At 71.0% G+C, this 11991-nt stretch carries 8 protein-coding genes; 3 read left to right on the top strand and 5 right to left on the bottom strand.

Annotated features, from left to right (window positions below; all coding sequences use genetic code 11):
* Positions 1-69 precede the first annotated feature (69 nt).
* Complete coding sequence (locus VR894_RS05190; RefSeq protein WP_324650282.1) at positions 70-1395, bottom strand: amidase family protein; 1326 nt, start codon at positions 1393-1395, stop codon at positions 70-72.
* A 431-nt stretch (positions 1396-1826) separates the two neighbouring features.
* On the opposite strand from VR894_RS05190, the gene VR894_RS05185 reads away from it, so the two are divergent.
* A complete protein-coding gene (locus VR894_RS05185) occupies positions 1827-2402 on the top strand; it encodes a DUF1097 family protein (protein WP_324650281.1) in 576 nt (191 codons plus the stop codon).
* A gap of 137 nt (positions 2403-2539) precedes the next feature.
* On the opposite strand, the gene VR894_RS05180 is transcribed toward VR894_RS05185, so the two are convergent.
* The 4 genes from VR894_RS05180 to VR894_RS05165 all read right to left on the bottom strand — a co-directional run bounded on the left by VR894_RS05180 (position 2540) and on the right by VR894_RS05165 (position 9418).
* The gene (locus tag VR894_RS05180; RefSeq protein WP_324650280.1) at positions 2540-6691 is read right to left on the bottom strand and encodes an Ig-like domain repeat protein; all 4152 of its coding nucleotides are present in this window, start codon (positions 6689-6691) and stop codon (positions 2540-2542) included.
* Positions 6692-6940: 249 nt separating this feature from the next.
* Positions 6941-8014: a VIT1/CCC1 transporter family protein gene (locus VR894_RS05175; protein WP_324650279.1), complete on the bottom strand. Its 1074-nt coding sequence runs from the start codon at positions 8012-8014 to the stop codon at positions 6941-6943.
* Between the two features lie 76 nt (positions 8015-8090).
* The gene (locus tag VR894_RS05170) at positions 8091-9095 is read right to left on the bottom strand and encodes a Gfo/Idh/MocA family oxidoreductase (protein ID WP_324650523.1); all 1005 of its coding nucleotides are present in this window, start codon (positions 9093-9095) and stop codon (positions 8091-8093) included.
* A gap of 5 nt (positions 9096-9100) precedes the next feature.
* Positions 9101-9418 (bottom strand): YtxH domain-containing protein, encoded by a 318-nt coding sequence (locus VR894_RS05165; protein WP_324650532.1) that lies wholly within the window; start codon positions 9416-9418, stop codon positions 9101-9103.
* Between the two features lie 147 nt (positions 9419-9565).
* Here VR894_RS05165 and trpS point away from each other — a divergent pair, with 147 nt between their 5' ends.
* Together trpS and VR894_RS05155 are read left to right on the top strand one after the other, a co-directional pair.
* On the top strand, positions 9566-10660 hold the full coding sequence (gene trpS, locus VR894_RS05160; protein ID WP_324650522.1) for a tryptophan--tRNA ligase: 1095 nt from the start codon (positions 9566-9568) through the stop codon (positions 10658-10660).
* A 62-nt stretch (positions 10661-10722) separates the two neighbouring features.
* Positions 10723-11961, top strand: coding sequence for a saccharopine dehydrogenase family protein (locus tag VR894_RS05155; protein ID WP_324650278.1), 1239 nt, complete (start codon positions 10723-10725; stop codon positions 11959-11961).
* The last annotated feature ends 30 nt before the right edge of the window (positions 11962-11991 follow it).

Below are 11991 nucleotides of genomic sequence, written 5' to 3'. Positions count from 1 at the left end.
TGAGTCTGGTGCGGTGCTGTGCTGTGCTGAACAGATTGGTGAGGGCGTAGCCCGGCTCGGCAATTCCCGTCAGGTGGCCGGCACACTCACCAGGAGACGATGGAGAATGTTCCCCACCTCCAACAGCTCAAGGTCGGAATGCGGGCGCCCGATGATCGAGACGCCGACGGGCCATCCCTCCACCGTCAAGCCGGGCACGGTGAGGTGTGGATAGCCGCTGATGCACGGCAGTGCTTGTAGGAGGGACGGCTCTGGGTCGCCTCTGACGAGGTCGATCTTCCAGCTGGGACGCTCGGTGATTCCCACGAGGAAGTCCGCTCCGGAAAGCTGCAGCATGCCTTCGATGATGTCGGCGGCATTCTCGCGCAGCTGATGACGGGTCGCCTTGTAGGCGGTGAAGTTGTCGGGTGTCAGCGGCTCTGCTCCGAGAGCCGACTCCAGCCATTCCTGGTCGTCATACCCGCGAACCCCCGTCCGATTGCCGTCATTGAAATGGATCAGCTCGGACAAGCTCTGGGGGAAGCGCGGAGGCAGGGTCCGGAGAAAACCGTTGTAGGCCGCGTTCGACTCTCGGGACAGCAGTGTCTGCATCACCGCGAGAAGCTCCGCCGGCATGATCTGGCTGGTTGTCCTCACGTCCGTACCGTTCACGCGGAAGAGCTCGAGCAGCGTGTCCACGAGGGACGCCCACACGTCTTCGCAGCCGATCGGACTCGCTGTGACGAGGGTGAGGCTCCGCGGTAGAGGTCGGGGGTCGGAGTCACCTCCCGGCGCCACACGGTCTCCCCGCCCCGCCTCACCGTTGCGGCCCACCGAACGCCCGCTCATGATCTTGAGCAGTGGGGACAGCTGCTCGCCGTCCCGCGTCAGGATCCCGATCGTGCTCTGCCCCAGCGGGCTCACGGAAGGGACGAGGCCATCGCTCGAGACGACGCCGTGCGTCGGCTTGAGACCGAAGATGCCGTTGAGAGACGCCGGTTGGACGACGGAGCCGACCGTCTCCGTGCCGAGTGCCCAGTCCACGAGCCCCAGCGCCACGGCAACCGCGGATCCCGAGCTGGAGCCGCCGGGGCTGTACGTGGTGTCCCGAGGATGCCCCAGCTGCCCACCGATCCCGCTCCATCCTCGGACCTGCCGGCCTGACCGACCGCCGTCCCACTCGCTGAGGTTCGCCTTGCCGGCTATGACGGCGCCGGACTCGCGGAGGAGGCGAACGGCATGGGCATCACGCTTCGGGTACCAGCCCTCGAGGGCGGGGGAACCGCAGGTCAACGGCAACCCGTCCACGGCGATACTGTCCTTGACAATGCCGACGGGGCGGTCGAGCAGCCTGCCGTTCGACGGGCGGCGGCTCCCTCGGGGTTCCACGACAGAGTCAGCGATCGTCAGAGCCACAGGCTGAACGGTGTTGTAGTCATCAAGCCGCTGGAGTGCCGAGTGCCCAGCGAATCCAGGCCGGACGTCAGCCACATCCGTCCCTGTGTGTCTCGACAGTGCTGTCCGCATACATCCTCGTGTGGGGTGTCAGCAGAGTGCGCTCACCGATGAGTTGCATCGTCGCCACTCTGCGTCGGGGGGTCTACGTTGGCCCTTGGTCACTGCGGTAGTTATATATAATATCAACGTCGCGCTCGTGGCGTCAAGGACGAGTTGGCGCGTACCGGTCTGCAGCGGCGGCGGCCCACCCTCGGCGCAGCATGCCCTATAGTATTCGAAGCCGTCAACCGTTCGCGTGCGCCCCACCCGCGACGAGGTCCTGGCGACGGGGCCCCGCGACCGGAGGCCCGTTCACTACTGTCCGAACCAACTCGATGCCGAGGTCAACGGTGAGTGCCACCACCAGTTCCCCGACGAAACCCGACGCCGTCACGAGCAGCGTGTCGAGCCGAGCGCGCCGGGTACTGCCTCCCGAGATCGCCGCGACGATCCTCGCGGTCTGCGCCACCATCCTCGGCGCCGTGTCCGGGCTGCCCGTCTACGGCGTCTTCCTGGGGTGGGCGGCAGCCGGCCTCGCCGGCGGCAGCAGGGCAGTGCGCACCCCTGTCCTCGTCAGCTGCCTGACCACGGGAGCGGTGCTGGGAACCGGGGCGCTCGCGGCTGCATCCGCACTCGGACAGATCGTGGGCCCGGATGTCCCGCAGTGGCTCGGGACCGTGGCTGCACTCATCGTCATCAACCCGCTCATGATCCTGCTGGGCCGGACACGGGCGCTCACCTCCGTGCCGGCGATGTTCATCGGCTTCTCGACGCTGTTCGCGGTGCACCTCGGAGGCACGGCATCGACGTGGGAGGGCATGATCGGCGTGCTGGTCGCCACGGTGCTGACGAACAGCATCGGCGTGGGCTGCCACCGCATCTTCGGCCACCTGACCTGGTCGGGCGGGCCAGCCACCCCTGCATGACCGTGGTCATGGCAGCACCTCCACGACGCCGGGGACGTGCTGCCGCACCACCCGGGGCGGTCCGGCAGCACGTGGCGAACGAACAGGGACCCTGCACCGGTGAGGTGCAGGGTCCCTGATCCTTCAGTGTGGTCGGGTCAGCGTGCCCAGACGGTGTCGATGTCCAGGCCCGGCAGGTAGCCGTGGTCACCGCTGTACACGGCGGTCACGAGCGTGAGCCCACGCAGCGGCGGCAGCTGGACCTCGGCGGTTCCGTCCTCACCGACCGGCACCTCGGCGACCCGGCGGAAGCCGGCAGTCACCGTGACCGTCCCGGTGGGGGTCGGTGCGTCACCGCGGCCGAGCACGTCCACCGTGATGTCCGGGGCCGTGCCCCGCGGCACCGACGACGGAGCGTCGATGTCCACCCGCGCCAGTGCCGGCAGGACCACGTAGGGCATCGTCCGGCTGGTCGACGCCTCGAAGCCGTCGCTGCCCGGGAAGACCGCGGTCAGGCGGTGCGCCCCGGCGGCCAGGCCCCGCGGCAGCGGCACCGTGGCACGTCCGTCGGCGTCGAGCTCGCCGGTCGCGACGACCTCGCCGCCCTCGTGGATCTCGACGGCTCCCGACGGCGTGCCGTCCTCGGCCGTCACGGTCACCTCCGCCGTCGTCACGGCCCCGTACGAGCCGACGTGACGGGACAGCCCGAGCGTCGTCGTCGTGGCGACGGCCTCCTGGGCGGCCGGGACGGAGACGACGAGGTCGCGCATCCGGCCCGTGTTGTCGAAGGAGCCGAAGCCGATCTGGCCGGAGCCGAAGGTGTCGTCGGTCGCCGTCATGAGCGGCACGTCGTGACCGTCGACCCACACGGCGATCTCGCCGGTGCCGGCGCAGTGGACGACGCGCACGTCGTGCCACTCCTCGTCGGTGATCGCGGGGGGCGCACCGATCGACCCGTTCCACTGGTCGTCGATCCGCTCCCGGTCGGCGTTGTTCACCTTGAAGATGCCGTTGTGGGCGTAGATCGCGTTGTCCTGCGAGATGTGCGCGTAGTAGTACTCCGTGTCGGACTGCCAGCCGAAGACGATGATGACGTCCCGGTTGTTCACCGACGACGGCGCATCGAGCCGCACCTCCGCGTCGATCTGGACCGACTCGAACTCACGGCCGTCGAGGACGGCGTACTCGAACGGGCGGCGGATACCGTCGTTCGGGTTGTCACCGGCCTCGGCGAGGATGATCTGGTCGCCGGGCAGCTCCCACTTGGCGGGGGTGCGCGGCGCCCAGTTCTCCGCCGCCATGAGGTCGGTCGTCGACTCCGCGAACTCGCACGACGGCGCGGGCGGGGGCTCGACCGGCTCGGCGCCGTACAGGGCGTAGTGGCTGGCCATCTCCTCGGCCGTCGGGACGGTGTCGAGGAAGTAGAGGTCGTCCATCCGCCCGTGGAACGGGTTCCGCTCCGCGTTGTTCTGCGGGAAGCTGCCACCGATCTTGATGCCGTCCGGCGCGGTCCCGGACGTCGGGCCGGAGCCCCACGGGTTCGCCGCCGTGTACTCCCCCGCGAGCTCCTCACCGTTCATGTAGAGCTTCATCTCACCGCCCACGTAGTCGAACGTGGCGGCGAGGTGGACCCACTCGTTGCGCGCGAGGATCTCGTCCCACGGCTTGTCCGCGGCGAAGGTCCACGAGCTGCCGTCGTCGAGCCGGCGCCCGAGGGCGACGAGCTTGAGCTCCCCGTTCACCTGGATGACCTCGAGCAGGGCACGCACGCCGTGCCCGTCGGAGTTGCCCGAGAGCACACCGGCCAGCCCGATCGCGTTGAAGCGGTCGTCGGGGTTGGAGCTGGTCTCCGAGTTGAGCGCGGGGAGGTCCCCGGTCCGCTTGAACCAGCCCATGACGGTGATCCCGTCGGCGCCGGCGAAGGCGTCGAGGGACTCCACACCGTCGGGGTCGTAGATGCCCGCCTTCCAGTCGTCGTTGCCCTTGACCGTCGGGCTGAGCTGCTGGGTCTGCAGGGCACGGCCCGCACCCGGGTAGGCGGCGTCGGCCACGCGCATGAGGGCGCCGCCGTTGACGAGCTCGATGTCGGTCCCGGAGAAGCCCTGGTCGTCCTCCCACGCGGGGTTGCCCTCGACCGGGTGGTCGAAGTCGTAGTGGGCGACGACGTTGTTCTCCGGCTCCGGCTCGACCACGCGGGCGCCGGTCACCTTCCACACCTTCCCGTCGGCCTTGGAGACGAGGTAGAGCTCGCCGTCGGCGTCGGCACCGAAGCGCAGGTCCACGCGACGGTCGCCGACGAGCTCCTGGAAGGTGGTCTGCTCGCCGTCGTGGAAGACGCGCAGCTCCTCGATCGTGGCGAGGTCCTCGAGGTCGCCGTCGTTGCGAACCATCTCGTCCGCGTTGGTGGCCAGCACCCAGCCGCGTACGAGGTCGGTGAACAGGTACTTGCCCTGCAGCTCGGGGATCGCTCCGCGGTAGACGAAGCCGCCGTTGAGGGCCACGCCCGCGTCACCGGTCTGGCCGGGGTCGCGGTTGTGGTCGTACGCCGCGACCGGGTAGGTGAAGTCGAACTCCTCGGCGTCGTTGGGGGGCAGCGGGAAGATCTGCCGGTTCTCGGCGACGAACGGTCCCTCACGGTCGGACCAGCCGAAGTTGTCACCGGCCTGGACCTCGTAGACGGACTCGACCTGCCACTCACCGATGTGCCCGAGGTACATCGTCCCGGTCTCGGTGTCCCAGCTGATGCGGTGGGGGTCGCGCATGCCGACCGCGTAGATCTCCGGCAGCGCGCCGTCGACGCCGACGAACGGGTTGTCCGCCGGGACGCCGTACTCGCCGTTGGCGCTGTCGTCTGCCAGCGGGTCGACCCGGAAGATCGTGCCCTGCGGGGTGGCCAGGTTCTGCGGGTTGTCGTTGCCGACGCCGTTGCCGCCGTCACCGACGAGGATGTAGAGCATGCCGTAGTCGGAGTCGCCCTCCTCGACGGTCGGGTTGAAGGCGATCTGCTGGACGGTGTGGACCCGACCGGCGAACGGGAAGCGCATGAGCTCACGGCTCGTGCCCTCGAAGGTCTCCGCCGCAGGGTCGCTCGCCGTCCACTCGGTGATGACGCTGTGGTAGCCGGTGTTGCCGAACGCCGGGAAGTCGGGGGTGTCCTCGGTGAGCGCGGAGCCCGCCTCGGTGTGGACCGTGTAGAAGATCCCGTTCTCGGCGAACTCGGGGTGGAACTCGACGAAGCCGAACCCGGTGCCCAGGCCCGCGTGGTTGTGGAAGTTGTCGATGAACTGCTCGCGGACGTCGAGGTAGGCGGTGTACTCGCCGGTCTCCTCGTCGACCATGTAGAGGATGTCGTTCATGTCCGGCACGGCCAGCCGGCCGGAGTCGTCCGGCACCTCGTCGAGGTGCGTGATGCGGTTGTGCCGGATGAGCCGCTGGTCCTGGGTGGCCGGGGTGGTCTGCGACTCCGGCAGCTGGACGAGCTCCTCGACCTCGATGCCGAGGGTGGAGAGCTCCGGGTCGGGCAGCGGGTTGAGCAGCGGCTGGTCCGCCTCGTCGGCGACCTCGCAGTCGGCCGGGTTGCCGGTGGCGATGTCGAGATTGGCGCCGGTGGTGTCGACCGCGACGTCGTCGAGCATGAGCCGGCCGGTGTTCGGGGAGCCGTTGATCCAGAAGAAGCGGTCGAGGGGGCCGTCGACCGGCTGGCGGAAGCCGAAGGTCGCCTCGGCGCCCTCTGGCAGCCGGGTCTGCTCCTCGTAGGGACCGCCCTGGCTGTAGACGGTGACCTCGTCGGTCGCGTTGTCGGCGACGATCCACACGCACTGCCACACGTCGTCGGACCACGTGCCCGCGGTGGCGAAGGCTCCGCCGTTGCGGACCAGCAGCGTGTCGCTGTTCTGGTTGTTGACGTAGGCGCGGCTGTGCGCGAAGTCGGACGGGTTGTCGTTGTCGGTGATGCCGAACGAGGTGTCCACGCTGCCCTCGCGCCGGATCCGGAAGAACACCGTGCCGGTGTCACCGTCCTCGATCGGGGCGACCGCGCGGTGCGCCCGGTGTCCGGCCCCGGTCATCTCCAGCACCCGGTTGTTCTGGTTCACGGGGTCGGGGATCACGGTGGCCGCGGTGGTTGCCGACCAACCGTCCTGGCCGTCGAGGGCACCGGTGGTGTAGCCCTCGAAGCTGAAGGTCTCGGTGAAACCTGGCTCCTCGGTCTGGGCACCGGCCGGCGCTGCGAGCAGGGTCGCGCACATCGCGAGACCCGTTGCGGCCGCAGTCACCGCCCGGCGTCTGGTGGGTTGCCGTACTGACGTCATCGTCACGCTCCTCCGTTGGTAAGCGCTTTCTCTGGCAACCAACCACGCTAGTCCCGCGCGCCGAGGCGGGACCATCCTCCCCAGGGAGGGCGCAATGTCCACTTCAGTAGGAGATGTCCGAGTCACTCGACCCGCGGCCGGGACCCCGGCCTTCTGTGGAAGCGTGGTTCGTCACCGCGCGAGGAGTGGACCGGCGACACCCGTGTCGGCCACTCCGGCGACCGGCAGACCGTCAGCCACCGCCCAAGATCAACCCAGCGTCGTCCCGAACGCCAGCCCGAGCGCGTACGTCACGGCCGCCGCCCCGTACCCGATGGCCAGCTGGCGCAGTGCGCGCTTGAGCGGCGGCCCGCCGGAGAGCACGCCCACGATGGCGCCCGTGAGGAGCAGCGCGACACCCACGACCGCCGCGGACACGACGACCGCCGGCGTCCCTGACATTCCGACCATGTACGGCAGCACCGGCAGCAGCGCGCCGGAGGCGAAGAAGAAGAAGCTCGAGATCGCCGCGGTCCACCCGGTGCCGATCTCCTCGTACTCGGCTTCCGGGCTGTCGGCGGAGCGCAGCGCGGGTGCCGACAGCACCTCGCGGGCGTGGGCGGAGGCCTCGACGGGGTCCATGCCCCGCGCTCGGTAGACCAGCGCGAGCTCGTTGGCGTCGACGTCGAGGTGCGGGATCGCCTCGTGCGCCTGGGGGTCGGGCCGGGAGGCCTCGAGCAGCTCGCGCTGCGAGCGCACCGAGACGTACTCCCCCGCGCCCATCGACAGGGCCCCGGCGAGCAGGCCGGCGATCCCGGTGAACAGCACCGTCTGGCCGGAGACCCCGGTCGCACCGATGCCGAGGACGAGGGCGAGGTTGGACACCAGTCCGTCGTTCGCCCCGAACACCCCGGCCCGGAACATCCCGGACATCCGGCTGCGGCCGCGGGTGGCCAACGAGCGGACGACCTCACCGTGGATCTGCTCGTCGGCGGCCATCGCCGAGGTGGCGTCGTCGTCGGCGGCGTAGCTCGAGCGCGCCTCGGCGCGCTGGGCGAGCGCGAGGACGAAGACCCCGCCGAACCGGCGCGCGAGCCAGCCGAGGACGCGGGTGCGGACCGCACCGCGCTGCGGGTGGCCGACGTGCTCGCCGAGCAGCTCGCGCCAGTGCTCCTCGTGCCGGCGCTCCGCCTCCGCGAGCTCGAGGAGGATCGCCCGTTCCTCCCCCTGACGACGGCTGGCGAGGTCGCGGTAGACAGCCGCCTCCGCGCGTTCGTCGGCGAGGTAGCGGCGCCAGCGGCGCACCTGCGCACGCGTCGGCTCGGGTCGGTCGGAAGTCGTCACGCGGACAAGCCTCACAGGGTTCCGGGCGCTGGGGAAACGAGGGCCGCCTTCCCGAACCCGGACGTTTCGGGCGTCCTCACACCGAGCGGTGGATGCCCGCGATGAGCTCGATCACCGCGAGCGCCTCGCGCGCGTCGACCGGGAGCGGCCCGCCACCCCTCAGCGCCTCGGCGAGCAGGGCGTAGAACTGGTGGTAGGCGCCCGGCTCGCTGGTGACCCGGGCGACGTCGTCCCCGACGCCGACCACACCGGCATCCCCCTCGGGCTCCCGTCCGTACCCGGGCGCTGACGGGAGCATCCCGCCCGCCAGCTGCGCCTCCTGCACGTCCCCGGTGACCTTGACGAACGCACCCCCGGACCCGAGGACGCGCATCCGTGGCCCCGGCTGCGCCGTCGTCGTGCTCACCGTGACGTGGGAGCGGACGCCACTGGTGTGGAGGAGCGAGACGAAGGCGTCGTCGGCCGCGCCGCCACGGTGGGAGGCGAGCTCGGCGTGGACCTCGGCGACCGGCCCGAAGAGCACGAGCGCCTGGTCGAGCAGGTGGGAGCCGAGGTCGTAGAGGACGCCCCCGCCCTCACGCCACGTCGCCGCGGCCTTCCACGGCTTGGTCTCGGCGGTCTTCCACCGCTCGATCCGCGACTCGAACCGGTGCACCTGCCCCAGGGCGCCCTCGGCGAGCAGCCGCCGCAGGGTGAGGAACTCGCTGTCCCACCGCCGGTTCTGGAAGACGGTGAGCGGCCGGTCCAGCTCCTCGGCCCGCTCGATCAGCGCACGCGCCTCGGCGGGGTCAGCACACAGCGGCTTGTCGACGACGACGGCGCAGCCGGCTTCCAGCGCCGCGTGCGCCACCGGTACGTGGCTCGCCGGCGGGGTCGCGACGACGACGAGCTCGGGCCCTGTCGCGAGCGCCTCCTCGACGCTCGCGACCACGCGCGCCCGCGGGTGGAGCCGTTCCGCGTCGGCGACGCGCTCCGGTGCCGTCGCGACGATGACATCGAGGCTGTACCGCGCGTCGTCCCCGAGGAACGGGCCGTGGAATACCCGCCCTGCCAGGCCGAAGCCGACGAGGGCGGTGGGGATCGGCCTCAGATCTCTGGCTGCGGCGGGGTCGGCCGCATCGTGGAGCCGTCGTCCGACGAGCCGCTCGACGAGGAGCCAGAGCTCGACGACGAGCCGCCGATCCGGCTCTTCACCGTCTCCGCGACCCGGTCCGTCACTGCCGAGGCCTGCTCCTTGGCGACCTGCGCGACGCGGTCCTCGACCTTCTGGACGCTGGTCTGGACGCGGGGGTTCTCCCACACGTGCTGGCTGGCGGACTTGATCTTCTCGAACTGCTGGCGCCCAGCCCGGGCGCCGAGCAGGTAGCCGACGCCGGCACCGACGAAGAACGAGAGCTTGCCCATGAACGTCCACCTCCGTGAGTGATGTGCAGGGCACCCACCCTACGGTGACGCCCGCCACCGCGCGCACCCGCAGCAGATCGAACCGCCAACGCGGACGACTAGGATCGCCGGGTGAGTACCGATCAGATCGCCGAGAAAGACGCCGCCGTGGCCGACGCGCTGGCCGACTCCACCTCCGACGCCTCCCTCGAGCGCACGCGACTGCGCTCCGAGCAGATCGAGGCGCAGATCGACGTCGACCCCTCGCGGTTCCGGGTCCTCACCGGTGACCGGCCCACCGGCAACCTCCACCTCGGGCACTACTTCGGCACGCTCACCAACCGGGTGGCGCTGCAGAACCGCGGTGTCGAGACGTGGGTCCTCGTCGCGGACTACCAGGTCATCACCGACCGCGACGCCGTCGGTGAGATCCAGGACCGCGTGCTCTCCCTCGTCGCGGACTACCTGGCGATCGGCCTCGACCCGCAGCGCACGACGATCTTCGCCCACTCCGCGGTGCCGGCGCTCAACCAGCTGATGCTGCCGTTCCTCTCCCTCGTCACCGACTCCGAGCTGCGCCGCAACCCGACGGTCAAGGCGGAGTACGAGGCCACCGGCGGGCGGCCGATGTCCGGGCTGCTCCTCACCTACCCCGTACATCAGGCGGCGGACATCCTCTTCTGCAAGGCCAACCTCGTGCCGGTGGGCAAGGACCAGCTCCCGCACCTGGAGCAGGCGCGGGTCATTGCCAGCCGCTTCGACACACGGTACGGCCGCGCCCACGCGGACGAGCCCGTCTTCCGCGCTCCCGAGGCCCTCCTGTCCGCCGCGACGAACCTGCTCGGCACCGACGGGCAGAAGATGAGCAAGTCCAAGGGCAACACCATCGAGATCGGGATGGACGCGGACACCACCGCCAAGCGGCTGAAGAAGGCCGTCACCGACTCCGACCGGACCATCAGCTACGAGCCGGGTCGGCGCCCCGAGGTCTCCAACCTCGTGCTCCTCGCGGCGCTCGCCACGGGCCGGGACCCGCGAGATGTCGCCGCCGAGATCGGCGACGGCGGTGGCGGCACCCTCAAGCGCGTCGTCACCGAGGCCGTCAACGAGCACTTCGCCCCGATCCGCGCGCGCCGCGCCGAGCTGGTCGCCGACCCCGGCTACCTGCGCCAGGTGCTCGCCGAGGGCAACGCGCGGGCGAACGCCGTCGCGGAGGAGACCCTGACCGAGGTCCGCACCGCGATGGGCATGGTCTACGGCTGAGCCGCCTCGACGGGCAGCTCCGCGCGATGCGCGGCTGAGCGGAGCGGCATACGGTCGGAGCCATGAGCGTGCACCGTGAGGACCGCCCGTTGGACGTCGTCGTCTACGGCGCCAGCGGCTTCGTCGGCCGGCTCGTCGCCGAGTACCTGGCGGAGCACGGCCGGGGCCTGAGGGCCGGTCTCGCCGGCCGCTCCGGGGAGCGCCTCGAGGAGGTGCGGCGCGGGCTCGGTCCCGCCGCCGCGGACTGGCCCGTCGTCATCGCCGACGCCGACGACGACGCCGCGCTCGCCGAGCTCACCCGCTCCACCCGCGTCGTCGTGACCACCGTCGGTCCGTACACACGCCACGGGCTCCCGCTGGTGCGCGCGTGCGCCGAGGCAGGCACGCACTATGCCGACCTCGCCGGGGAGGTGCTGTTCATCCGGGACACCGCGGCACGCTTCCACGAGCGGGCCAAGGAGACCGGTGCCCGCATCGTCCACAGCTGCGGCTTCGACTCCGTCCCCTCCGACCTCGCCGTCCTCCTCGCCGCCGAGCGGGCCCTGGCCGACGGCGAGGGAGAGCTGCTCGAGACCACCCTCACCGTCACCGAGATCGCCGGCGGGGTCAGCGGCGGGACGATCGACTCCATGCGGATCCAGGTCGACGCCGCCCGCGACCCCGACAAGCGCCGCCTCATCGCCGACCCGTACGCCCTCGTGCCCGACCGCGCCGACGCCCCCGACGTCGACCAACACGTCCCCTCGCGCGCGTTCCGGGACGCCGCGACGGGCTCGTGGGTCGCCCCGTTCCCGATGGCGGCCTTCAACAGCCGGATCGTGCACCGCAGCAACGCCCTGCAGGGCTGGCGCTACGGACGTGGGTTGCGCTACCGGGAGGTCGTCGCCACGGGCACCGGTGACCGCGGGCGGCGCCGTGCACGCGCCCTCGCCGCCGGCGTCGACGCCGCCGTGGCAACGCTGGCCCTGCCCCCCACCCGCTGGCTGGCGGACCGCCTCCTGCCCTCACCGGGCGAGGGCCCGGACGCCGAGACGCGGCGCCGCGGACACTTCCGGATGGAGGTCCTCGCCCGCACGACGACGGGGGCGCGGTACCGCACCGTCGTCGCCGCGCAGGGGGACCCGGGGTACGCGGCGACGGCCGTGATGATCGGGGAGGTCGCGGCCGCGCTCGCCCTCGAGGAGAACCACCTGCCCGGCGGCGGTGGCGTGCTCACGCCCGCGACCGGCCTCGGCATGGCCCTCGCCGACCGGCTCGTGACCGCCGGCTTCGAGATCACCACCGAGCGCATCCGCCCGTAGGCCCGAAACAACCCCGCTCTCGACGACGGG

Source organism: Georgenia sp. H159, assembly GCF_035607575.1.
Classification (GTDB): Bacteria; Actinomycetota; Actinomycetes; order Actinomycetales; family Actinomycetaceae; genus Oceanitalea.
The sequence above is the reverse complement of the archived record's forward strand: the minus strand, read 5'-3'. Positions and strand labels throughout refer to the sequence as shown.

Bases quoted from the DNA above. Each gene is read 5' to 3' on its own strand.
- VR894_RS05180 (WP_324650280.1), bottom strand. From the start codon at position 6,691: ATGACGTCAGTACGGCAACCCACCAGACGCCGGGCGGTGACTGCGGCC.
- VR894_RS05165 (WP_324650532.1), bottom strand. From the start codon at position 9,418: ATGGGCAAGCTCTCGTTCTTCGTCGGTGCCGGCGTCGGCTACCTGCTC.
- VR894_RS05155 (WP_324650278.1), top strand. From the start codon at position 10,723: ATGAGCGTGCACCGTGAGGACCGCCCGTTGGACGTCGTCGTCTACGGC.